Source organism: Arthrobacter sp. NPDC090010 (assembly GCF_044748305.1).
GTDB lineage: Bacteria > Actinomycetota > Actinomycetes > Actinomycetales > Micrococcaceae > Arthrobacter_E.
The window spans coordinates 196,316-219,155 of sequence record NZ_JBIVFT010000005.1 but is presented as its reverse complement, the minus strand read 5'-3'; the positions used below and the strand labels follow the sequence as shown (position 1 = coordinate 219,155).

General features: G+C 64.1%; 22 protein-coding genes and 2 pseudogenes. 14 read left to right on the top strand and 10 right to left on the bottom strand.

Going from position 1 to position 22,840, the window contains the following annotated elements:
• Window positions 1-290 precede the first annotated feature (290 nt).
• The 7 genes from nrdH (at window position 291) to ACIPXZ_RS10085 (ending at window position 6,663) form a co-directional block, all read left to right on the top strand.
• Entirely contained in the window at window positions 291-533 is a 243-nt protein-coding gene (gene nrdH / locus ACIPXZ_RS10115) for a glutaredoxin-like protein NrdH (protein ID WP_400593265.1), read from the top strand.
• Window positions 534-739: 206 nt separating this feature from the next.
• On the top strand, window positions 740-1,240 hold the full coding sequence (nrdI, locus tag ACIPXZ_RS10110; protein WP_400593262.1) for a class Ib ribonucleoside-diphosphate reductase assembly flavoprotein NrdI: 501 nt from the start codon (window positions 740-742) through the stop codon (window positions 1,238-1,240).
• An 11-nt stretch (window positions 1,241-1,251) separates the two neighbouring features.
• Window positions 1,252-3,393, top strand: a complete 2,142-nt coding sequence (gene nrdE / locus ACIPXZ_RS10105; protein ID WP_400593259.1) for a class 1b ribonucleoside-diphosphate reductase subunit alpha — start codon at window positions 1,252-1,254, stop codon at window positions 3,391-3,393.
• 30 nt (window positions 3,394-3,423) lie between these two features.
• On the top strand, window positions 3,424-4,203 hold the full coding sequence (locus ACIPXZ_RS10100) for an NUMOD3 domain-containing DNA-binding protein (RefSeq protein WP_400593256.1): 780 nt from the start codon (window positions 3,424-3,426) through the stop codon (window positions 4,201-4,203).
• A complete protein-coding gene (gene nrdF, locus ACIPXZ_RS10095) occupies window positions 4,200-5,174 on the top strand; it encodes a class 1b ribonucleoside-diphosphate reductase subunit beta (protein WP_400593253.1) in 975 nt (324 codons plus the stop codon). The genes ACIPXZ_RS10100 and nrdF overlap by 4 nt, the downstream gene beginning before the upstream one ends.
• Window positions 5,175-5,385: 211 nt before the next feature.
• Entirely contained in the window at window positions 5,386-6,366 is a 981-nt protein-coding gene (locus ACIPXZ_RS10090; protein WP_400593250.1) for a hypothetical protein, read from the top strand.
• 15 nt (window positions 6,367-6,381) lie between these two features.
• Window positions 6,382-6,663, top strand: coding sequence for a hypothetical protein (locus tag ACIPXZ_RS10085; RefSeq protein WP_400593247.1), 282 nt, complete (start codon window positions 6,382-6,384; stop codon window positions 6,661-6,663).
• A gap of 120 nt (window positions 6,664-6,783) precedes the next feature.
• Here the strand turns inward: ACIPXZ_RS10085 and ACIPXZ_RS10080 are convergent, their stop codons facing one another.
• A complete protein-coding gene (locus tag ACIPXZ_RS10080) occupies window positions 6,784-7,869 on the bottom strand; it encodes a hypothetical protein (protein WP_400593244.1) in 1,086 nt (361 codons plus the stop codon).
• Window positions 7,866-8,042, bottom strand: a pseudogene (locus tag ACIPXZ_RS10075) (type I restriction enzyme endonuclease domain-containing protein); the annotation flags it as partial. The pseudogene ACIPXZ_RS10075 and the gene ACIPXZ_RS10080, both read right to left, overlap by 4 nt.
• A 616-nt stretch (window positions 8,043-8,658) precedes the next feature.
• Between ACIPXZ_RS10075 and ACIPXZ_RS10070 the strand changes: the two are divergent.
• From ACIPXZ_RS10070 to ACIPXZ_RS10060, 3 genes are all read left to right on the top strand, one after another.
• Window positions 8,659-9,060, top strand: coding sequence for a hypothetical protein (locus ACIPXZ_RS10070; RefSeq protein ID WP_400593241.1), 402 nt, complete (start codon window positions 8,659-8,661; stop codon window positions 9,058-9,060).
• Window positions 9,061-9,128: 68 nt separating this feature from the next.
• Window positions 9,129-10,022, top strand: a complete 894-nt coding sequence (locus ACIPXZ_RS10065) for a DUF222 domain-containing protein (protein WP_400593238.1) — start codon at window positions 9,129-9,131, stop codon at window positions 10,020-10,022.
• A gap of 112 nt (window positions 10,023-10,134) precedes the next feature.
• Window positions 10,135-10,650, top strand: coding sequence for an HNH endonuclease signature motif containing protein (locus ACIPXZ_RS10060; RefSeq protein ID WP_400593235.1), 516 nt, complete (start codon window positions 10,135-10,137; stop codon window positions 10,648-10,650).
• Between the two features lie 132 nt (window positions 10,651-10,782).
• On the opposite strand, the gene ACIPXZ_RS10055 is transcribed toward ACIPXZ_RS10060, so the two are convergent.
• The gene (locus ACIPXZ_RS10055; RefSeq protein WP_400593232.1) at window positions 10,783-11,691 is read right to left on the bottom strand and encodes an Lrp/AsnC family transcriptional regulator; all 909 of its coding nucleotides are present in this window, start codon (window positions 11,689-11,691) and stop codon (window positions 10,783-10,785) included.
• Between the two features lie 255 nt (window positions 11,692-11,946).
• Between ACIPXZ_RS10055 and ACIPXZ_RS10050 the strand changes: the two genes are divergently transcribed.
• Window positions 11,947-13,449, top strand: coding sequence for an APC family permease (locus ACIPXZ_RS10050; RefSeq protein WP_400593229.1), 1,503 nt, complete (start codon window positions 11,947-11,949; stop codon window positions 13,447-13,449).
• The gene (locus ACIPXZ_RS10045) at window positions 13,446-14,537 is read left to right on the top strand and encodes a zinc-binding dehydrogenase (RefSeq protein WP_400593226.1); all 1,092 of its coding nucleotides are present in this window, start codon (window positions 13,446-13,448) and stop codon (window positions 14,535-14,537) included. The genes ACIPXZ_RS10050 and ACIPXZ_RS10045 overlap by 4 nt, the downstream gene beginning before the upstream one ends.
• Before the next feature lie 3 nt (window positions 14,538-14,540).
• On the opposite strand, the pseudogene ACIPXZ_RS10040 reads toward ACIPXZ_RS10045, so the two are convergent.
• Window positions 14,541-14,897, bottom strand: a pseudogene (locus ACIPXZ_RS10040) (hypothetical protein); the annotation flags it as partial.
• A 106-nt stretch (window positions 14,898-15,003) separates the two neighbouring features.
• On the opposite strand from ACIPXZ_RS10040, the gene ACIPXZ_RS10035 reads away from it, so the two are divergent.
• On the top strand, window positions 15,004-15,564 hold the full coding sequence (locus ACIPXZ_RS10035) for a hypothetical protein (protein ID WP_400593223.1): 561 nt from the start codon (window positions 15,004-15,006) through the stop codon (window positions 15,562-15,564).
• A 339-nt stretch (window positions 15,565-15,903) separates the two neighbouring features.
• Here ACIPXZ_RS10035 and ACIPXZ_RS10030 read toward each other — a convergent pair whose 3' ends face one another.
• From ACIPXZ_RS10030 to ligD, 6 genes are all read right to left on the bottom strand, one after another.
• Window positions 15,904-16,767: a siderophore-interacting protein gene (locus ACIPXZ_RS10030; protein ID WP_400593220.1), complete on the bottom strand. Its 864-nt coding sequence runs from the start codon at window positions 16,765-16,767 to the stop codon at window positions 15,904-15,906.
• Complete coding sequence (locus ACIPXZ_RS10025; protein WP_400593217.1) at window positions 16,764-17,600, bottom strand: ABC transporter ATP-binding protein; 837 nt, start codon at window positions 17,598-17,600, stop codon at window positions 16,764-16,766. Before ACIPXZ_RS10025 ends, ACIPXZ_RS10030 begins: the two co-directional genes overlap by 4 nt.
• Complete coding sequence (locus ACIPXZ_RS10020) at window positions 17,593-18,657, bottom strand: FecCD family ABC transporter permease (protein ID WP_400593214.1); 1,065 nt, start codon at window positions 18,655-18,657, stop codon at window positions 17,593-17,595. The genes ACIPXZ_RS10025 and ACIPXZ_RS10020 overlap by 8 nt, the downstream gene beginning before the upstream one ends.
• The gene (locus ACIPXZ_RS10015) at window positions 18,654-19,706 is read right to left on the bottom strand and encodes an iron chelate uptake ABC transporter family permease subunit (RefSeq protein WP_400593211.1); all 1,053 of its coding nucleotides are present in this window, start codon (window positions 19,704-19,706) and stop codon (window positions 18,654-18,656) included. The genes ACIPXZ_RS10020 and ACIPXZ_RS10015 overlap by 4 nt, the downstream gene beginning before the upstream one ends.
• On the bottom strand, window positions 19,703-20,632 hold the full coding sequence (locus tag ACIPXZ_RS10010; protein ID WP_400593208.1) for an ABC transporter substrate-binding protein: 930 nt from the start codon (window positions 20,630-20,632) through the stop codon (window positions 19,703-19,705). Before ACIPXZ_RS10010 ends, ACIPXZ_RS10015 begins: the two co-directional genes overlap by 4 nt.
• Window positions 20,633-20,751: 119 nt before the next feature.
• A complete protein-coding gene (gene ligD, locus ACIPXZ_RS10005; RefSeq protein ID WP_400593205.1) occupies window positions 20,752-21,675 on the bottom strand; it encodes a non-homologous end-joining DNA ligase in 924 nt (307 codons plus the stop codon).
• A 250-nt stretch (window positions 21,676-21,925) separates the two neighbouring features.
• On the opposite strand from ligD, the gene ACIPXZ_RS10000 reads away from it, so the two are divergent.
• Entirely contained in the window at window positions 21,926-22,798 is an 873-nt protein-coding gene (locus ACIPXZ_RS10000; protein ID WP_400593202.1) for a hypothetical protein, read from the top strand.
• The last annotated feature ends 42 nt before the right edge of the window (window positions 22,799-22,840 follow it).

The following is a 22,840-nucleotide window of genomic DNA, read 5'->3' as shown; positions in this document are numbered from 1 at the left end:
GGCCAAGTCATGCACAGCATGTGGATGCAGACCCCCGGAACACCGGAAATCCGGGCAAGATCAACCCCTCGGACTGTGGACAAACGGTGGATAGAATGACATGCTTGTAATACAGCATCTTGGGGTGCGAGACGGGGCGTTGCACTACATGTAGTATCGACATACGCAATCGGGCCGCAGGGCCCACACCGCGGATTCCCGCCGATCGGCAGTTGGAACCGCAAGGCCGGGAGCCTTGTGAAAGCGGTGCGGGTGACGCGGTGAAAGCAAGGACTGAAGGGGAGAGGGACATGACCGTTACGGTGTACACCAAGCCTGCCTGCGTGCAGTGCAACGCGACCTACCGCGCTCTGGACAAGAAGGGCGTCGTCTACCAGACCGTGGACGTCTCTCAGGATGCCGATGCCCTGGAGAAGCTGAAGGACATGGGTTACATGCAGGCTCCCGTCGTGGTGACGGATGACGATCACTGGTCAGGCTTCCGCCCGGACAAGATCGCCGGTCTGGACGCTGCAGCGACCGCCGTCGCCTGAAACGCTGAGGACGAAGATCGCTGAGGACGGAGACCGCCGCACTGATGCGCTGAATGCGCAGGGTGATGGCGGCGCCGTCGTTCTGCAGGGATCACCGGCTACTCCGGCAGGCGGCCGCGGCGGGGTTCCGGCTCCGCCGGACTCGTCGGCGACGTGAACTGACACAGAGAATCGACCTGGCAACAGACTTGATGGGGTGACTTCGAATGGCAACGCTCACGCGTGACTCTCACGGAGCGCGGGACGCGAGCAATGGGCAGGACGCGGAGAGGGGAAGCTTCCGCGTCGCGTCCAGTCACCTCATCTATTTCTCCTCGGCCTCCGGGAACACCCGGCGGTTCGTGGAAAAACTCGGGAGGGACTCCAGCCGGATTCCTCTCTTCCCCACCGAAGTTCCCCTGCTGGCCACCGAACCGTATGTTCTGGTCCTGCCCACCTATGGCGGGACCGGGGGAGACGGTTCGGTTCCCAAGCAGGTCATCAAATTCCTGAATGTCGAACAGAACCGCAAGCTGATCAGGGGCGTGATCGGTGCGGGGAACACCAACTTCGGGGACAACTACTGCATGGCTGGCGACATCATCGCCGTGAAGTGCCATGTCCCGCACCTGTATAGATTCGAATTGATGGGCACGCCGGACGACGTGCGCCGCGTCAACGAGGGATTGGACACGTTTTGGACACGACTGTCGCAGAACCAGAACTGAACGAGGCATCCGTGAAGGCTGACAAGGTCCCGCTGCCGGAGAGCTTCAAGGGCCTGGGTTATCACGAGCTGAACGCCATGCTGAACCTTTACGGTCCGGACGGCAAGATCCAGTTCGAGGCGGACCGTGAGGCCGCTCATCAGTACTTCCTGCAGCACGTTAACAACAACACCGTGTTCTTCCACGACCTGGAAGAGAAGCTCGACTACCTCATCAAGAATCAGTACTACGAGCGGGAGACCCTCGATCAGTACACGATGAACTTCATCCGCGAACTGTACAACCGGGCCTACAAGAAGAAGTTCCGCTTCGAGACCTTCCTGGGCGCCTTCAAGTTCTACACCTCGTACACGCTGAAGACTTTCGACGGCAAGCGTTTCCTGGAGCGCTATGAAGACCGCGTGTGCATGGTGGCCCTCCACCTCGCCCGCGGCGACGAGGAGATGGCGTCCCGTCTGGTCGATGAGATCATCGACGGCCGCTTCCAGCCGGCCACCCCGACGTTCCTCAATGCCGGCAAGGCTCAGCGCGGTGAGCTGGTCTCCTGCTTCCTGCTGCGCATCGAGGACAACATGGAGTCGATCGCCCGTGGCATCAACTCCGCCCTGCAGCTCTCCAAGCGGGGCGGCGGCGTCGCCCTGTCCCTGACCAACATCCGTGAGCACGGTGCGCCGATCAAGCAGATCGAGAACCAGTCCTCCGGTGTCATCCCCGTGATGAAGCTCCTCGAAGACAGCTTCTCCTACGCCAACCAGCTGGGTGCCCGTCAGGGTGCCGGTGCCGTGTACCTGCACGCCCACCACCCGGACATCTACCGCTTCCTCGACACCAAGCGCGAGAACGCCGACGAGAAGATCCGCATCAAGACGCTGTCCCTCGGCGTCGTCGTGCCGGACATCACCTTCGAGCTGGCCAAGAGGAACGAGGACATGTACCTGTTCTCGCCGTACGACGTCGAGCGCGTCTACGGGATCCCCTTCTCCGACGTCTCGGTCACCGAGAAGTACTACGAGATGGTGGACGACTCGCGGATCAAGAAGACCAAGATCAGCGCGCGTGAGTTCTTCCAGACCCTCGCCGAGATCCAGTTCGAATCCGGCTACCCCTACATCATGTTCGAGGACACGGTGAACCGTGCGAACCCGGTCGCGGGCAAGGTCATCATGAGCAACCTCTGCTCGGAGATCCTGCAGGTCTCCACCCCCAGCATCTACAACGATGACCTGTCCTACGAGACCGTGGGCAAGGACATCTCCTGCAACCTGGGCTCCATGAACATCGCCAAGACGATGGACTCCCCGGACTTCGGGGCCTCCATCGAGACCGCGATCCGGGCACTGTCCGCAGTGTCCGACATGTCCTACATCAACTCCGTGCCGTCCGTCGCCGAGGGCAACGCCCAGAGCCACGCGATCGGTCTGGGGCAGATGAACCTGCACGGTTACCTGGCCCGTGAGCGCGTCCACTACGGCTCCGAAGAGGGCCTGGACTTCACGAACATCTACTTCTACACGGTGCTGTTCCACGCCCTGCGTGCCTCGAACAAGCTCTCCATGGAGACCGGTCAGAAGTTCGGCGGCTTCGAGAACTCGAAGTACGCCTCCGGTGAGTTCTTCGACAAGTACACCGAGCAGGAATGGGCGCCGGCCACGGAGCGGGTGCGGGAGCTCTTCGGCGAGCACCACATCCCCACGCAGGCGGACTGGCTGGAGCTGAAGGCCTCCGTGATGGAGCACGGCATCTACAACCAGAACCTGCAGGCGGTGCCGCCCACCGGTTCCATCAGCTACATCAACAACTCGACCTCGTCCATCCACCCGGTGGCGGCCAAGATCGAGATCCGCAAGGAAGGCAAGATCGGCCGCGTCTACTACCCGGCCCCGTACCTGAGCAATGACAACCTGGAGTACTACCAGGACGCGTACGAGATCGGCTACGAGAAGATCATCGACACCTATGCGGCAGCCACGCAGCACGTGGACCAGGGCCTGTCCCTGACCCTGTTCTTCAAGGACACGGCCACCACGCGTGACATCAACAAGGCGCAGATCTACGCGTGGCGGAAGGGCATCAAGACCCTCTACTACATCCGCCTGCGCCAGCTCGCGCTGGAAGGCACCGAAGTCGAGGGCTGCGTCAGCTGTGCCCTGTGATGGTGTTGATGGGGACAGCTAGGTAGCACGATGACGACGGCGACCGGCGGCTTGATCTATGGAATCCGACTAAAGCGGGAATTTGAGTATCGCTATGTCGGCCTCACGACTAAGCCGTCTGGTCGTCGTCTGTCGCAGCACCTGAAAGCTGCGCGAGACGGGCGTAAGACACCGTTCTACGATTGGTTGCGCAATCAAGACCCTGATGCCGTCGTCCTCGATGAGCTTGATTGGGTGGAAGGGCTTGAGGCGCTCGGACAAGCTGAAATCGCCTGGATCGCCTATCTGCGGGAGGAAGGCGATCGATTGCTGAACATCTCAGCGGGTGGAGTGGGTCCCACTGCAGTCGAATGGACACCCGAACAACGTGAAGCTGCCAGGCTGCGATCTCTGGGACGGCCAGGACTGAGCCGGCCGGGACGACTCAACCCGTTCTTTGGAAAGAGTCATTCGGATGCGCAGAAGGCCGAGTGGAGCAGGATTCGAAGAGGCCGAAACCAGGGTGAGAAGAATCCGAATTTCGGGAAGTTCGGAGCCGACCATCCGGGATTCGGACGGACGATGAGTGACGAGGCCAAGGTTAAGTTGAGCAGGGACCGATCCGGGCCAGGCAACCCGAACTTTGGCAAAATTGCCAGTGCCGAGACACGGGCCAAGATGTCTGCGGTCAGGAAAGGCCAACCTCGTCCGGCCAGTCGAAGGAGTGCGCACACGAGGCACCATACGAACAAGGGCGTTCGTAAGGACTCATGTCAGTACTGTGTGGAAGACTTAGAACAACAGAAATATTCGGATGGAGACGACTCATGACCGAGAAGGTCAAGCTGCTGGGCCACGTTGAGGCCATCAACTGGAACCGCATCCAGGACGACAAGGACGTCGAGGTGTGGAACCGCCTCGTGAACAACTTCTGGCTGCCTGAGAAGGTGCCGCTGTCCAACGACGTCCAGTCCTGGAACACCCTGACCCCGGCCGAGCAGCAGCTCACCATGCGGGTGTTCACGGGTCTGACCCTGCTGGACACCATTCAGGGCACCGTCGGCGCCGTGTCGCTCATCCCGGATGCACTGACCCCGCATGAGGAGGCCGTGTACACCAACATCGCCTTCATGGAGAGCGTGCACGCCAAGAGCTACAGCTCCATCTTCTCCACGCTGTGCTCCACCAAGGAGATCGACGACGCTTTCCGCTGGTCGCTGGAGAACGAGCACCTTCAGAAGAAGGCGCAGATCGTCATGGACTACTACCAGGGCGAGGATCCGCTGAAGCGCAAGGTGGCTTCCACACTGCTGGAGAGCTTCCTGTTCTACTCGGGCTTCTACCTGCCGATGTACTGGTCCAGCCACGCCAAGCTGACCAACACGGCCGACCTGATCCGCCTCATCATCCGTGACGAGGCCGTGCACGGCTACTACATCGGTTACAAGTTCCAGAAGGGCCTGGAGCTGGTGTCCGAGGAGAGGCGCCAGGAGATCAAGGACTACACCTTCGAACTGCTCTTCGAGCTGTACGAGAACGAGGTGGCCTACACGCACAGCCTGTACGACACGGTGGGGCTGAGCGAGGATGTCAAGAAGTTCCTGCACTACAACGCCAACAAGGCGCTCATGAACCTGGGCTACGAGGCGATGTTCCCGTCCTCCGTGACGGACGTGAACCCTGCCATCCTGTCTGCGCTGTCCCCGAACGCGGATGAGAACCACGACTTCTTCTCCGGGTCCGGTTCCTCGTATGTCATCGGCAAGGCCGTGAATACTGAGGACGAGGACTGGGACTTCTAATCCCTCACGTCTGATGCACGGCGGCCGGTCACGCGAAGTGACCGGCCGCGGGCATATTTCCAGCAAGGAGCGGCTTAGGCCCGTTCTTGGCGCACCTGAATTAGTCTGGCACGTCGTTGCGGCCAGCCGGAATGCGATTGGAGCCATCGGGCGGCCGTGAGCTGGTAGACAGCTGGCGGCGGCCGCGGGGCCAATGATGTACGGAGCTAGAATGTTTTTGCGCGAGTATCTCTACGTTGACCTTGATAAAGTTTCAGGATTAGCGAGTCAATTATACGACGGCGTTCCCGAGAAAGCTTCAAATGTTGCTGCTCGACAGAGGAAGATTGAGGCAGATTTAAAGATCCTGCGCGGGGGTTCAGGATCGTCTTCTCAAGAATCCATAGAACGAAACTTGGGCGATTCGCTGTTTAAAGACCTGGAGGCAGATCTTGAATCGATGGGGCTGCTTCGGGATGTTTCGGATGAGCTAATGCAAATTGAAACTTGGGCCTCGATTGAGGAATTAGCTGCGCCGGGTCGGATACTTAGAATCACTGCCGCAGGAACGTTATTTCAACCAGCGCAGATGTCCGACGCGATTGTTGGAATCTCTACTGCGGCGCACGGCCTTTCAGAAATGGGAGTAGGGCGGCAGCAAGGGGCGACCATCGTTCCTCCGAAGGCGAAGACAGACGTGCAGAAGCGCTCCGAGCGGGCAGCGCGTGAGTCGGCTGCCGGGCCTCTTTTTCCTGAAGATCTCCTGCCGAGCGGCGAAATTGTTCCAATTATGAACGTTCCGCGCGCGCAATTGTCGGGGATGATCCGAACGGCGCGGGGTGTGTTTGGTGAAGGGGTTCACCTCCACCTCCGTCCTGCAGGACATGATGGCCCGGTGGTATCTGCGAGGCTTGAGGAGGGAAGACGTTTTCTCGATTCGTCTCCCGAGGTGTTGATCTCACGGTATGGGTTGGCGGAACAAGAATGGACTGTGGTCGGAGTCGTGGGGCAGCTTGGGAGTCGGATCGTTCCGAACGAAGTGGACGATGTAACGAACCTCGACGGAAGCCTGAATCGGGCTAAATTTGTCGACTTGGTTGGAAACTTTCTTGGACAAACGGCCGGTCTCGTTGATCTGCCCAGGAGTCCTGGATTTTCGATCATCCCTCTCGCGCTCTATCGGGCTATCGGCGAATCTATCAGCATCGATTAATGCAAAGCGGGCAGTATGCGCATTTTTGATTATTTGGTGTTTGTAGGTTTGGCTACTGCAATGCATCAGGTTTGCGCTAAGCGTGGGTCTTCTGAGCACTATGAACGGGTAGGTGAAGCTGATTCGTTTGTTTTGTTCGGAGGCGCCTTTGAGGAGATTCGAGACGCCTCGGAAGCCTCCTGCCCAACAGCGCGCCGTACATCGGTCTTCGATTCTCTGCTCTCCTGGGCCGAAAAGACCGGTCGGGTCGACCGATTCCGCATGAGTTTGTTCATCTTCGATGAGCTGGCGGCGTGAGTGAGCGGCGTCCGTGACGCTTTGAGGGTTGCCTGGCCTCTGGCCAACGATGAGTACCCCGAGATTTGGGGGTCACCTGCGGTCCAGTGGCTGATCGGCCAGAACCTCCGGCTCTCCATCTCAGGGCCTTGTCTGTTTCCAGTCGTTGCCTAGAGAGCCCGCCGGAAACTCGATGGCGTCCGGCGAGGTGGCATTGCCGATTGTGAATATTCTCCAGCCGAGGTCTGGCAAGAAGATCAGAGTCATCACCTCTCCGGCGATCTCGACAAGCTCTGCCTTATGAGACCTCTTCGCAATCGACTGCTCGTCAACGAATCGAAGATACGCTACCTGAGGGGCAGGGTAGTGAACATGTGATGCGAACCCTAGCCCTCCGATCCTGCCGAGAATCTTGCTGCACTGTTCCTGGTCGATATCGCTCCAGGCTGGAATTGGAGCTAGAAATTCCAGAACTTCTGACACGTCTCCTGTGGCCACTGCGTCACGCAACGCGGCGACGAACGTTATCCCGATGCTGGTTGGATTGGCCACGGAGATGTTGCGCCCGAGCTGCTGCATTCCATCTTCGGTGGACAATTCTGTGAAAAGCGGAGAATCGGCGGTGTCGTCTGAGCAAAGAACTCCGTCTGATCCCCTATGCCACCTAGAGCCGTAGCTGTCACTGAAGTGAACATCAGTGCGAATGTCATCGATGTACGAGAAGTGCTCGTCTGACCATGCCAGCAGCGCAAGTGTTAGATCCCAAGTGCGATGAGTCCGCGGCGCTAACGTCGGAACAACCGGCGGGACTGAAAGCGGTCCCATACGTACCCTCGACTCTGCCCCTGTGTTAGGGCATGTAAATCCCACAGCCACGTTGTGAACCGGAAGATTACCCTCGTTGGCTAGGTGTGCTGACAGTTGGCGAATGTAGTGCGTACCATCATGGGAAGGCAGATAATGGTCTTCGATCCATGCCGAAACCAGATTGGCTTCCCTTCGCTGTCGATCAAGCTCTAGTTTTTCTTCGGTTGCTCTTAGCCGAGTGTCCGCCTTCTTACTCTTTAGCCAGCTTGAAAGTGCAAGGAGCAACGAGACAACTACTGCTGCTGCCGTTCCGATTGCGCTGACCGCGTCGGACCAATCGACGCCCAGTAGCTTTAGCGCGGTATCCGGTCCATCAATCACGGGAGGTTGGCTAGACGCCATCTGGCCCAGCGTGGTCACCTCCCCACCCCCGCATACCGTCCCGCCATCGTCGCCATCATCAACATGATGGCGCCCTGCTGCCTGTCCGGCGGATAACCGTTCTCGACCAGGAGTCGTTTGATGGACGTGCGGAGCTTGGTGCGGACATCCTCCCGGTCCGTCCAGTCTGTCTTGATGTCCTGGCGCATCAGTAGCTCATCGTCCGGATCCAGCTCATCAGTAAGATCAAGGAGTTCCGTGGAGGAGAGGGCACCTAGCGGTTGACCGGCGAGAGCCCTGAGGGCAAGCATCGCGGTCAGGGTGCCGGTGTCCTCCGGGAGGAGAACGCGGGCCGCCGTGTCCAGGGCGGCCTGCGGATTGTTCCCCTTGCCGGTGGCGCTGAACCAGGCGGCCACATCATCCGCGGAGAAATGCTCGGTGCCGTTGATAGTCGCGGCCGGCGCCGGGAACGGGTTGCTTGTGTCGGCGTGGCGCTTGCGCCACATGGAGACGACAGGTCGCTGCACTTGCGCGACGGACGCAACATCAGACAGGGACATCAGCGCGTCCGATGTGCGTAGCACCAGGTCTCCTTCCCGAGTGTTGGTTCGATATGCTCAGAGTGCCATGCAAAAAATGGGTTCAAATGGTCCGATTTGCTGATAAGGGAGCATATCAAGCTCAATTAGATCAAACATCGGGAATCGGGTCTGGCTTACGGTATTTGGAAGAACGATCCGCCACCGAGCACATAGTCGCCATCAGACGGAGACGCCTCAGGATAGATTTCGGTTGGATGGTCCGGATCTGGAAGAAAGTGAGTCTCAAGTGGCGAAGAAGAAGCGCAACGCGGTGCGTACCGGGGCGGCCGCACAGGCCGAGCAGGCGTTGCGCGCCAAGGTGCGCCGTGCTGTCGACGTCGTGATGCCGGCCTTCGTGGAGTGGTTCGAAACGAATGAGGAGCCCGTCGGGCTCTGGAATGCTGCCGCGGTCCTCGACGTGGTTCAGGACCTCGTGTTCACCTCTGCCGAGGCCACCGGGCAGGTCTCGGTGACGGCGTTCGTTCCGGAATCGTTCGTCGCGGCCTACGATGTGCTGGCCACGAGCGTCGACGGCAAACAGGAGCTCACCGACTTCCTGGGCGCCGCCATGCACTGCTATCTGGACTTCCTCGAAAACACCGGGACCTGGGACGGAGATCCGGCCGATCTGGCGGTCCTCCAGGGCTGATGCCGAGCAGTTCCTGACCGTCCCCTGCCACGGAAATTATTGTCAGACCCCCGGAGAAAAATGGGGTCATGGAGGACAGAACGCGGCCCCGGGACATGTCCGCCGCTGATCATGCGGCGGATCCTTTGGATGCACTCGGAGCGCTGACCGACGCGATCGTCGCGACGGACCGGACCATCGCCCAGATGCAGGCAAGCCGCGAGGTCCTCCTTGCCCTGGCCGCAGAGCTGGCTCCGATGCTGATGGACGACGACGGCGCGCCTGCGGGATTCGACGCCGTGCAGTGGGACTCTCGTGCGGCTGAGCTCGCACAGCGCTCGGTGGCAGCCGAGATCGGGGCCGCGACGCGGACGAGCGACCGTTCCGTTCAGCGTCAGATGGGTCAGGCGTGGGATTTGGTGACGCGGTTTCCATCCACGATGAAGGCGTTGGGTGACGGCCGGATCGGCCTGGCCCATGCCCGAGTGATCCGGGAAGCCGGTATCGACCTGGACGAATCAGCGGCGCGGGATGCGTACGAAGCCGTGGTCGTGGCCCGTGCGGAGTACGAGACACCCAATCGGCTGCGGCGGTTCGCGGAGCGGGAAGCCGAGAAATCGCGGCCAGAGCCGCTCGAAGGCCGTTTCGACAAGGCTCGGTGTGAGCGGAGGGTCTGGGTGACGCCGCTGCTCGACGGCATGGCGGAACTGACGGCGCTCCTTCCGATCGCAGTTGCCTACGGAGTCCACCGCCGCCTGAGCGATATGGCCGAGGCTCACGCAGAGAACAGGCCTCGCGGTGGCGATAAGAGTCCTGCGAAGCTGAACGCGCTGGGCAAGCCTGGAGTGGCAGCCCAGCCCAGGATGCCGGCCCAGCCCAGAACGCTGGCCCCGCCCAGAACACCAGCCCAGAACACCAGCCCAGCTCCGCGCCGATCTTCTGGCGGAGCTCTTGCTGCAGGGGACGCCTCACGGCCTGGATGATCCGGACGGCCAATTGGCCGCCATCAAGGCCCGCGTAGACGTGACGATTCCGGCGGGGACACTTCTGCCTGTCCAACCTGCCTTCGGCGGCGGCGAATCTCACGCTCTGCGAGTGGCTCCCGAACTCAACGGTCACCACGTCCTGGATCCGGAATCGGCGCGGCTCCTGGCCGGAGCCGCAAGCGGCTGGAACCGGGTCTTGACCGACCCGGTCTCGGGGGACGTGCTGGCGGTGGACAGATACCGTCCGAGTGCGGCACTCCGCCGTTACCTGTCGGCCAGGGACGGCCGATGCCGTTTCCCTGGATGCTGCATTGGGGCCGCTTGGCTGGATGTCGATCACACCGAGGATGCGATGCATGGTGGCGCGACGACGGTCGGCAACCTCGCCGGGCTCTGCCGACGGCATCATCTGCTGAAACATCACTCGCAATGGACCGTTCAGCAGGTCGGCGGGGGAACCTTGGAATGGAGGAGCCCCACGGGAAAGGCCTACAGTGACAGGCCGCCGGTCCCGGCGACCTGGACCGCCTTGCTGCGTGAGCAGGACGATGGCCCGCTGAGTCTTGGACAGCTTGGAGCTCCGGGACATCGGGCCTGCCACGCCCCAGATCCACCGCCGTTCTGACCCTCGCCTCGCACCCCCTGGACCCGAACGGGCAGCTCACCGAGGCCGCCGTCGACTCCGCAGTGGACGCCGCGCGCTTCATGGCCGAACACCTGGCGCCGTCGTCGGGCGTGGAAATCTAGACGTAAGCGGTCAATCGTCGGCCAGCTGATCACCCCGGCCGTATTCCTCTTTCACCGTGCGCAGATTGATCCAGGTGTGGATTCCGGCGATTTCGGGGCTCGAACGCAGGCGTTCGGTGAGTTCGAGGAGTTCCTCGGCCGTGGCGGCCGTGAGCGTGGCGATCAGCTCATAGGTGCCGATGGTGACTGCCAGGAACTCCGGTTCCAGCTTGCGGACCTCCTCCAGAGCGGCCTTCAACTCACCGCGTACGCGGATGCCGACGCCCAGGGTCAGCAGATCCGGACTGTCACGCCGGACGGGGATTCCGACGACCTTGACGGCGTTGTGCCCCACCAGACGTCCCAGGCGGAGCCGAGCACCGCCCGCCGAAATGCCGGCGGCATCACCCAGCTCACGGTAGGACGCCCGCCCGTTGATCTGAAGCTGACGCACGATGGCCCGGTCGGTGGCGTCGAGCGAAAAGCCGGTGTGGCCCGTGATGAGTGGGGAGTAGAGATTGATCTCGATGCTCTCGTACAGGTGCGTCTGCATGTCCCGCACGCCGGGGAGGCTCCTGATCCGGTCCATGGTCTGCTGCAGATGCGGATCCGCGCCCACCCTGATCTCGGCGTCGATCGGAGACTCGCCGCTGATGTCCGCGACGAAAGTCGTCTCCGGCATCGCGATGAGGGCGCCTCGGACCGGCGCAACCGGCCCATCGAGCCGGAGCTGAAGATACCCGAAACGCTGCAAGGCGAGCAGATCGGGGCTGACAGAGACCGTGAAGATGACCTCCTCGCGGTCCACAGCCCGTTGAACGATCTGGGTCACCCGCTTCCTGGTGACGCCGAGCGAGTCCGCGATTCCCGTGTAGCTGGCGCGCCCATCCTCTCGCAGTGCCCTGAGGACCTGCGGGGTCAACGGGTCGCGCTGGTCCATGGAAGACCTCCAAACTGCTTCAAGGACCTTGGACGATTTGCAAGGAAATCCAGTCCAAATAGACCTTTATCATCATGTTTTGCTCAACTATAGGGCGAATGGGCATTCATCATCAGACTGGCCTCATTTTCTGCTTCTCACCGGCGACTTTTGCTCATAACGTCGTTGTCCAACGGCACGGGTACCCCAGCGGATCCACAGGAACGCACAGTCCCCGGCCGTCGGTTCACCCCTCAACGACGAAAGGGAATCGATATGAGCAAGCCATCACCGTCGCCGGTGGCCGCGCCCCCGGCCGACGAAGACGAACTCGCCGGCTACGGCTACCAGCAGGAGCTGAAACGCTCGCTTTCACTCTGGTCGGTGTTCGCCCTCGGCTTCGCCACCATCTCTCCCGTCGTCGGCATCTACGCGGTGGTCCAGCTCGGTTTCGTCTTCACCGGACCACAGTGGATCTGGGCTGTCCTGGTGGCCTTCATCGGTCAGTTCTTCGTGGCCATCGTCTACGCCCAGCTCTCCTCGCAGTTCCCCATGACGGGTGGCGTATACCAGTGGGTTCGCAGGCTGGCCGGACCGAGGCTCGGCTGGCTGACGGGCTGGGTGTATCTCGTCGCCGCGATCGCCTCCCTCTCGACGGTCGCTTACCTCGGGGGAGGCTGGATGAAGGCTTTGCTGGGAGACGCGTCCGACGGCGCCTGGAGTCTCGTGCTGTACGGTGCGGTGTTCCTGGTGGTCGCCCTGGGCATCAATCTTCTCGGCGTGAACCCGGTCAAACATTTCTTGAGCGCGGGCATCATCGCCGAGGGCGTCGCCTCGATCGCCGTCAGCGTGCTGCTGCTCGTCTTCTTCCTCCACAACGACCTGGGCACCCTGTTCCAGACGCTCGGCGCGCAGGAGAATTCCGGAAGCTCGATGTTCGCAGGGTTCCTGACGTGTCTTGCCGTCGCAGGCTGGGCGTTCCTGGGCTTCGACGCCACCACCCAGGTGGCCGAGGAAGCCCACGAGCCGCGGCGCACCGTACCCCGGGCGATGCTGCGGTCGTTCCTCTTCGTCGGCGTCACCGTCCTCCTGAGCGGAACGGCCGTCACCCTCTCGCTGCACGATCCGGCCCGCGCCGTCACGGGCGAAGTGGCCGACCCGGTGCTGGCCTCCGTCACCGAAGCGTTCGGTTCCTGGAGCGAAAGGCCGTTCATCGCCGTCGTCCTCATCGCCTTCTTCGCGTGCGCCGTCTCGATCCAGACCTACATCGGCCGGATGGTGTTCAGCTTCGCCCGCGACCGTCAGATTCCGTTCTCCGGAGCCTTGTCCAGGATCGGAAAGAAGGAGATCCCGCATGTCTCCCTCGTAGTCACGGCGCTCCTGGCAGCTGCGGGTCTGCTGCTCGGTCTGAACGGCAACGCCGCGGCGACGCTGATCTCTTTCGGATCCGGCGGCTTCTACATCGTCTTCCTGATCGTGGCCGCCGTGGCACTCTGGGCTCGTCTGACCCGGCGCTGGGACCCGCGCCGAGGGTCCTTCGCCCCAGGACGTTTCGGTCTGCTCGTCAACGTGCTGGCCGTGCTCTGGCTGACGTTCGAAGTGATCAACGTGGCCTGGCCGCGCGCCGAACTGGCCCCGGCCGACGGCACCTGGGTCCAGGTGTGGGCCGTCATCCTGGTCTTCAGCGCTCTCATCGTGATCGGCTTGGTCTACCTGGCCATCAGAAAACCTCATCTCAAGACTGCAACGCCGACCCTCCAGAAGGAGACCGAACGATGAACGCCACGACCCCCGCCGTCGTCTTCGAACCGGGGGAGGGGCTGACCCTCCGCGAGGTTTCGGTGCGCGAACCCCGCACCGGGGAACTGGCCGTCGAGATCCGTGCAGCAGGCGTCTGCCATTCGGATCTGCACATCCTCAACGGCGACTGGCCCGAGGACCGTCCGCTCGTGCTCGGCCACGAGGCGGCGGGCATCGTGACGGCGGTCGGCGACGGCGTCGACCTCGAACCGGGCGACCACGTGGTCCTGTCCTGGTTCGCTCCCTGCGGCCGTTGTGACCGCTGCGCCTCCGGCAAGGCGTGGCTGTGCACCGGCACCCGGGCGGTGGAGAACGTCCTGCCCGACGGCGGCACGGCGTTCCGCTCCGACGGCGAGGAACTCTGGCCGTTCCTGGGCCTCGGAGCGTTCACAGGATCGGTGATCGTGCCGCGTTCCGCGGCGGTCAAGGTGGCCTCCGAATTGCCGTTCGAGGTCGGTGCGCTGCTCGGCTGTGCCGTCACCACCGGAGTGGGCGCCGCAGTGAACACCGCGCAGGTGCGGCCGGGGGAGACCGCCGTCGTCATCGGTTGCGGCGGCGTGGGACTGGCGACGGTCATGGGCCTCAGACTCGCCGGGGCGGGCACGGTCGTCGCCGTGGACCTCTCCGCGGAGCGTCGGGCGGCGGCCGAGCGCTTCGGCGCGACCGTCACGCTCGATGGCGCCACGGTGGACGTGCCCGCCTGGTGCCAGGAGCATCTCGGGGGAGCCGACTACGCCTTCGAAGCGGTGGGCAGCCCGCGGCTCATCGAACAGTTGCCGTCCATGATCCGCTCGGGCGGGGCCGCCGTCGTCGTCGGCATGCCGCCCATCGGAGCGAAAGTGCAGCTCGACGCCTTCGAGCTGGCGGACCAAGGCAAAAGGATTCTCGGGTGCAACTACGGCTCCAGCGTCGCTGCGATCGACATCCCACGTCTTGCCGATCTGTTTCTCGCAGGGCGTCTGCCGTTGGACGAACTGGTCGGCACCACGCGCCCACTGGCTGAAGCGCAGCTGGCCTTCGATGAACTCAAGGCGGGCATCGGACTGCGCGGGATCCTCGTGCCGTGAAAGCTACACCTCCAGCAGCACCTTGATGGCGCGCCGCTCATCCATGGCGCGGTAGCCCTCGGCAGCCTCGCTCAGGGGCAGGCTCAGATCGAAGACCTTGCCGGGGTTGATCTTCCGGTCCCAGATGAGGCGGATGAGTTCCGGCAGGAAGCGGCGCACGGGTGCGGGGCCGCCGTGTAGGTGGATGCCGGAGAAGAACAGTTCGCGTCCCGGGAGCGCGACGTCGTGAGAGACGCCGACATAGCCGAGATGGCCGCCCGGCCGGGTGGCCCGGACCGCCTGCATCATCGACTCCTGGGTGCCGACGGCGCCGTCCCCGACCACCGCCACCGTCTTACCTGGTCCTGCCTCGGCGCAGACTTCATTGTTCTCGTGATGCTCTGAGAACGCGCTATGTGGTTCGTCGGCGTTGTGACAAGGGATGCCCTTGAGCCGAGGAGTTCAGTGCTCCTGCTAAAGTCCGGGTATGGATTCGTTGCTTCAGGCACCTCGTCGCAGAGCTGTCGCAGAGATGAAACGGGAACTCGGTGCCATCGAGGTGGGGGATACTTTGCGGGTTCTCTTCGCCAACGAACGACACGGTGTTTTCATGGTCTCGGGGCTGGTGCACATGACTGGGCTCGGCGACTTCGTCATTGGTGGCCAGATGTTGGCAGGACCAAAGGTCGAGACCACTGACAAGTCAGGGGAGCTGGTCGCCCGTAACCCCGACAATGACGTGAAGAAGCTCCATTCAGATAGTGATGTGGTACCCGATGGAAGCGTCTTCGATGCCGTCGCCGTGTCTCATGGAGACCTGGTTTCCGTAGAGTTTGAGCAAGAACCGTACGGGTTGTTCTCAGTATTCGGAGTAGCCACGCGGTCTCGGACAGGTGACCAAGTTGTTGTCGGCGCGTGGATCATTGCCCACGACGGAGTCGTAAACCATCGACTTGTTAGCTGCCGTCTCGTTGCCAAGGCGGGTGGCCACCCGGTTCCGATTCCACAGGAGCGCGCGCCCTTTGATTCAGATGTTGTCAACGACTAAGGGTTACAACACTATCCTCGTCCCCACTCTCGCAATCGAAGATCGCGCGAACCCGATTCAGAGGAGTTGATCGTCGGCCAGCTGGTCGCCATTCGGGCTCGTGTGGATGTGACGAGTTCGGCTGGGACGCTTCTGCCTGTCCGGTATACCTTCGACGGTGGGCAACCGGCGGTCTCTGCCGACGGTCCTGCCTGCGCCTGATCGATCGCCTTTGTGATGGGAGACAGGCCGGTGAAGATGTTTTTCAGAGGTCGTATCGCTGTATTGCCATGCCGGCGTGGCAAGGGGACGGCTCCGTGTCCCGACGGTCCGTATACAATCCGCCGGCGAGCCGGCCCCTCACCCCACCAGGGGGCCGCCGAGCCGCCAGTACCCGAGAAAGGCGATCTGTTCCTTCGGCAGCGCCAGGGTGGTGCTGAGGTGGCGCCGGATTTGCGTCGTCGTCTTCGCTTCTCCGGCGATCCACGCGTAGGTGCCGGGAACCTCGACGAGAGTTCCGCCGTGCCGCGCTCCCCACTCCCGCACCGCCTGATCGAGACCCGCGCCGGGAGGCCCTGCGCGGTCGATGAGATGGAGCCGGGCCGCCGGGGACAGGGGCGGGAGCGTGTTGTCCCTCGGGTCCGCGAGCTCCAGAAAGACCTCGGCAGGCACCGTGTCCGGAGTCCGGGCAAGGATGTTGCTGATCGCCGGAAGAGCCGTCTCGTCACCGATGAGCAGCACCCGGGTGGGTGGGGCCGGTGGCGCATAGTGAATCCCGTAGCCGGTATGGCCGACGCGGATGTCCGGCCCGGTGATCACGAGTTCCTCGCCGATCGGGCAGCTCTCCGCCCAGAGGGATGCCGGTCCGGCAGGCTGATGAATGAACAGGTCCACGTCGATCTCGCAGTCCTCCGGCCGTACCGCCGCGGGGGTGTAGGTCCGCAGGACGTTCCGGCACTGTTCGGGCAGCGTTTTCCAACGGGCGTACCACTGCTGAGGATGCGGCGTCGGCTCCTCCAGCAGGCCGAAGTCGGGACGTGTGCCGTCCGGCATGGGAAGCACGAGCTTGATGCGCTGATCCAGCCCCCAGGGGGCGAAATGCCGGAGGGACGCTCCGGAGAAGGTGATCCGGATGAAACCCGGCGACAGACGCGTCTTCCGCGCGACGACCACCGGAAAGGCGCTGTACGCCCAGGGCCGGCCTGGACTCCCTGAACGGGTCACCGTCCTGCCTCCTCCGGAAGCGGGAGGGGCATCGGCCGGGGGACCACGAGTGGTCCACCCGTGAAGGGGTCGGGGATCACGGTGTTGGGCAGATCGTAGATCTCCTCGACACGGGCACTGGTGACCACCTCGGAAGGGGGCCCGGCGGCGACGATCCGGCCGTCGCGCATGGCGATGATGTGGCCGGCGTAGCGTGCAGCGTGGTTGAGGTCATGCAGGACGGCGACGATCGTTCGGCCCTGACGGTTCAAATGAGCGAACAGCTCCATGAGTTCCACCTGGTGCGCGACGTCGAGGAACGTGGTCGGCTCGTCGAGCAGCACGAGGTCGGTCTGCTGGGCGAGGACCATCGACACCCAGACGCGCTGGCGCTGGCCGCCGGAGAGCTCGTCGACCCGTCGCGGCGCCAGATCGAGGGTGCCGGTCGCTTCGAGGGCCTCCTGCACGGCCGCCTCGTCCGCCGCGGACCATTGCCGCAGCAGGCCCTGGTGCGGATAGCGCCCCCGGGCGACGAGATCGGCCACCGTGATGCCGTCCGGCGCGACAGCGGTCTGGGGCAGCAGGCCGAGCCGGCGGGCCACGTCCTTGGCCGGCAGAGCGGCGATCGACTTGCCGTCGAGGACCACCTGCCCACGCAGCGGGCTGAGCAGACGTGACAGCCCGCGCAGGAGGGTGGACTTGCCACAGGCATTGGGGCCGATGATCACGGTGAATGAGCCGTCCGGAATCGTCGTGCTCAGTTCGGTGATGATGGGTGGGCCGTCATAGCCGAGGGTCACGTCCTCCGCGTGAAGGCGGGCTGAGCCGGTGGGGGTGGGGTGACTGTCAGGCACGGCGGCGGATCTCCTGGATGATCATGACGACGAGGTAGAGGCCTCCGACCGAGACCGTCACAACGCCTACCGGCAGGGTGACGGGAAGGACGTGCTGGGCGACCAGATCGGAGGCGAGCAGCAGGAACGCCCCCACCAGAGCGGAGAGCGTCAAGGACAGATGCGGCGTGGCGGCGAGCCGGCGGGCGATCTGCGGTGCGGCGAGTGCGACGAATGCCACCGGGCCCGCCACGGCGGTGGCTGTCGAGACGAGACCGACGGCGGTCAGCAGGGCGAGCGTCCGGAGGGCTCCTGGCCTGGCACCCGTGGCGGTGGCCACGTCGTCGCCGAGTTCCAGCTGCCGCAGGCGCGGAGACAGACCGGAAACGAGGAGCAGCAACGGCAGGGCGCAGAGCAGGGCTCCGGCCAGAGGTGCCGCCGTGACCCCGTTGAGGGAACCGGTTCCCCACGCTGAAGCGAACATGGCGGTGTCCAGCTCGACCTCGAGGAGCATCCAGGTGTTCGCCGAGGCGAGCAGCGCGGCGATCCCGATGCCGATCACGATGAGCCGGAACCCCTGCGTTCCGTTCCGCCGGGCCAATGCCCAGATGAGGACGGCCGTGGCGACGCCTCCAAGGACAGCCCCGGCCGTCATGAGGGGCCATCCGGCGGAGAACAGCACGACGGTCAGCAGCATGCCGGTGAAGGCGCCGTTCGACAAGCCGAGGACGTCCGGGCTGGCGAGCGGATTGCGGGTCACGGTCTGGAAGAGCGCGCCCGCGATAGCGAAGAGCCCGCCCAGCGTGATCGCCGCCAGGGTACGGGGGAGACGCCACTCGAAGACGACCGTGTGGTCCAGAGCTCCGCCTCCGCCCAGCAGTGTCCGCATGACGGCGTCCGGGGCGAGTGGATAGGTGCCTAGGCCGAGGGCCGAGAGGCTCAGGCCGGCCAGCGCGAGAAGCAAGGTGCCCGCCACCAGGATGCTGCGTACGCGCAGCGTCAGGGTGTACCGGCCAGCGCGCAGCACCCGGCGACGATACCCGGTCGGGAGTGCTTCCAGGCTTCTGGGGGGCGTCATGAGAGGGTGCTCGCCTTCCGTCGCCGGGCCAGGGCGATCAGGACGGGTGCCCCGACGAAGGCGGACATGATCCCGACCGGGATCTCGGCCGGGGAGATCAGGACCCGCCCCAGAACATCGGAGAGGAGCACGATCACCGGTGCCAGCACGAGTGAGACGGCGACGATCCGGCGCTGGTCGGGACCCGACATCCAGCGGGCCACATGCGGCACCATCAAGCCGATGAAGGAGATGGGACCGGCCAGTGCGGTGGCGGCGCCGGCGAGGACGGTCACCGCCACGATCACCCCCACCCGGATTCCCGCCACGTTCGCGCCCTGTGCCCGGGCGACATCCTCCCCGAGGGCCAGGGCGTTCAGGCCCGGGGCGAGGGCGAGCGCCGCGATGACCGCCAGTCCGGCGAAGGGCAGGACCGGAACGATCACGCTGAAGCCGCGTCCCAGCAGGGAGCCGGCATTCCAGGAGCGCATCTGATCGAACGCATCCGGATTGCTCAGCGCCATTCCCGTGGTCATTCCGGAGAACACCGCTCCGAGCGCCACACCCGCCAGGGTCAGACGGAGAGGATCGGCCGCACCCCGTCCGGAGGAGCCGATCAGGTAGACGGAGACCGTGACCGCGAAGGCGCCCAGGAAGGCCAGCCACACGAAGCCGGAGACCTCCCGCACTCCGAAGAGGGCGATCCCCACTGCCACTGTGAAGGCCGCGCCGGCGTTCACCCCGAGGATCCCGGGGTCCGCGAGGGGGTTCCTGGTGAAGGCCTGGATCAGGGTGCCGGCCGCCCCCAGGGCGGTGCCGACGATGACCCCGGTGACGGTCCGGGGGACCCGCAATTCCTGTACCACGTACCGGCTTTCGGGGGAACCGCCGCCCTGCAGTGCCTCCAGAGTGGCGTGGAGCGGAAGCGGATTGGATCCGATCATGAGGGAGAGCGTCACCGCGCCCAGGAGGGCAACGGACAGGATGAGGAGGCTGATGGGAAAGCGAGCGGCACGAAGCCGGGGATGCGGCCGCGGACCATCGAGAGCCTGTGTCCGGGTTCCGCTCACCGCCGTGCTGAGAGGAAGTCTTCGATGTCGTGCAGGACCAGCTCTCCGCCTTTCGGCCCCACGCCCGAGATCCAGTAACTGGTGTCCACCGGCGTGACCGAGGTGAACAGGGAACTGTTCTGCCGGACCGAGGAGGGAATCGTGGACGGGTCGTGCACATCGGAGGTGGTCACGAACACGTAGTCCGCCTTGGCCTTGGCGATGTTCTCCGGGGAGATGTCGGCTTGCAGGCCGTCCTCCCATTTCTGCTCGGGAATGGTGAGCCCGGCGCACGTCAGGGCTCCACCGGCGAACGAGGTGGGTCCGTAGAGACTCAGGGTGGTCTCATCCCGGGGCCGGATGAGGTTCGTCGTCTTCCCCTTGACGTCGAACCGTTGCCTGATCTTCTCGCATCGGTCGTTGAAGCCGTCAAGCAGCCCCTGAGCCTTCTCCCGCTGCCCCAGTGCCTCGCCGATCAGAAGCACGTTCTTCTGCCAGGGGTCCGCCTGCGTTTTCATGAAGACGGTGGGCGCGATCGCCGCCAGCTGCTCGTACAGTTTCGAGTGCCGTGATTCGGTCCCCAGAATCAGATCCGGTTTGAGGGCCGCGACCGCCTCCAGGTCCGGCTCCGGGACCGTCCCCACAGGGCTCACCCCGCTGACTCCCAGATACTTCGGAATGCCGGCCACATTGCTGGCGACGGCGGCGCCCACCGGGGTCACCCCCAGGGCGACCGCGGTGTCCAGCTCGACGGGCTCGAGGACCACCACGCGGCGCGGAGCGTCCGGCACGGTGGTGGTGCCGCGGGCGTGCTCCACCTGGTGCGTCCCGGACGAGGCACCCGCCGCCGGATCCGCAGCGGGAGGCGAGCAGGCGGCGAGCGCGGAGGTGGTGATGACCGAGGCTGAGGCGAGGGCGAAAGCTCGGCCGAGCGCAGAAAGACGCACGGGATGATCCTCCAAAGGTAGGACAGCTGGGTGGGTGACCGGGTGGACATTTGCACACGGTAAGGACAGCCTACCCTCAACGGAGGTGGGACGTCGTCCGGATGTCATGTGAAGACGCTTCAGGGTTTGTCGGGTCGCCAGCCACGCCACACCGTCTGACGCAGCAACCCCTCCGATGTCCTGCCCTTGGAGGTGACCTCACAGGACAGGCGGGGCTTCACCCATCGGGCATCGCGGCGGACTGGAGCGGGGACTTCCACGGCCGCTTCCTCACAGGCGAGGGACTCCAGCCGCTGCCGGATCTCCCGCCTGTCCCGGGAGGAGAAGCCGGTGCCCACGCGCCCCACGTAACGCAGGGGACCGTCGCGCCGGTCCGCCAGAAGCAGCGAAGCAAAACCCCGGGGATCCGCTTCGCTGTGACGCCACCCGATCACCACCGCCTCCTCGGTGTGGATCAGGGGGAACTTGAGCCAGTCCGAAGTGCGGGCACCCACGCGATACCGGGCCTCCCAGCGCTTGGCGACCACACCCTCCAGGTGCAGATTCCTGCTCTCTTGCAGGGCTTCGTCCCCCGGGCCGTCGAAGAGGTCGGGCACGGCCACCGGCGCTCCGGGTGGGAGATCCAGCAGCGGTCCGAGAAGTTCGCGACGACGCCGGTACGGCAGGACCGTGCAGTCCGTGCCGTTGACGCTCAGCACGTCGAACACGAAATACGCGGCGGGCACTGACCGCCGGAGCTGTGCCACCACCCGTGGATCGCTCTGCCCGAAACGCCGCTGAAGCCGGCTGAAACTGGGGGCGCCGTGGTCTCCGAGAGTCACGATCTCGCCGTCGAGCACCACCTGCTCCGCGTTCACCAGGGGGACGAGCGCTTCAAGCTCCGGGTACGAGGACGTGAGCTCATGCCCAGAGCGGCTCAGGTACCTGACGCGTTCGTCCTCCACGACGGCGAGCGCCCGGATACCGTCCCACTTCATCTCGAAGGCCCATTCGCCGCCGTCGAGCGATCCGGGGGAGGCGAGAGGAGTGGCCTCGGCCAGCATCGGGGAGAAGCGTGCGTTCGGCGGAACGCCGGAACCGGACTGGCCCTGACCGATCTGGCGCCATCGGCGAGGGCCTGAACCGCAGGGCGACGGCCTCGGGCCTCCCCGTGACGCGAGGCACACTCCCACCGGAGGACGGGTTCCGCGGTGCGGTGGGCACTATCATGGAAGCTTCCCCGGAGGGCCCGTGTGAGTACGCCCGTGCCCGGACGCCCGTGGGAGAGCCGCACAGGATCGACAACGGAGGACCATGAGCCGGAACCGGAAGAAGCCGCGTCAGTCGGAGAAGAAGCAGTCGGCTGCCGTCAGGCAGAGCGGAGCATTGTACAAGAAGGCGGATTTCGCCGTCGACGCGCAGGCACTGCCCTTCGTGAAGTGGTACGAGGAATCGGATGGCAACACCGGTGCCGAGGCCCTGCAGACCCTTCAGTCCGTCAAGCAATTCCTCTGGCTCCACGGTGCCGGTGGCGCCCCGGTCCTGGCGACCGAGTTCGACGCCGCGGCGTTCCTGCGCACCATGAGTCAGCTCGAGGAGCTCGGCGGTGAGGAGGAGAGCCGGATCTTCCGGGTCATGATGGATGACCTCCAGCTCTACATCGCGTTCCTGGACGCCACCGGCACCTGGACCGGAAGTGAGGACGATCTTCAGGTCATCCTGGAGAACTTCGAGCTCTCCGAAATGGTCCCGACTGAAGACGTGGCGGCCGGTGAAGGCTCCGAGGAGTCCACGGTCTCCACGGAGCGTGCCGGCTGGGCGCGTGAACTGCTGCTCTGGATCGGAGAGGGCAAGGAGCTGACCGCCACCGGTTCGCTCCGTCTGGCCGACATCGAAGGTGCGGCCTCCGCCGTCGGCATTCGCGCCGTCGGCTCCCAGAAGCGTCTGTCCGGAGAAGCTCTCGCCGCCTTGGCGGACCCGGAGGGCAACACCCCACAGGTGGCGCGCTCCATGGCCGAGGTGGAACGCCTGGCCGTACTCTGGGACGCCCTGCGCGCGAGTGGACTGATCGAGGTGGCGGCGAAGAAGGCCGTGCCGACGGCCGAAGGCCTGCGACTGAGCGCACCAGGCCAGGATGCGGCGCTGCTTCGTGCACTCGACGGCACGGAGGCTCCGGTTACCGCCTGAGAAGGCGCCGGGCTCAGGGACCGCGGTCCGGGAGATGAGAGA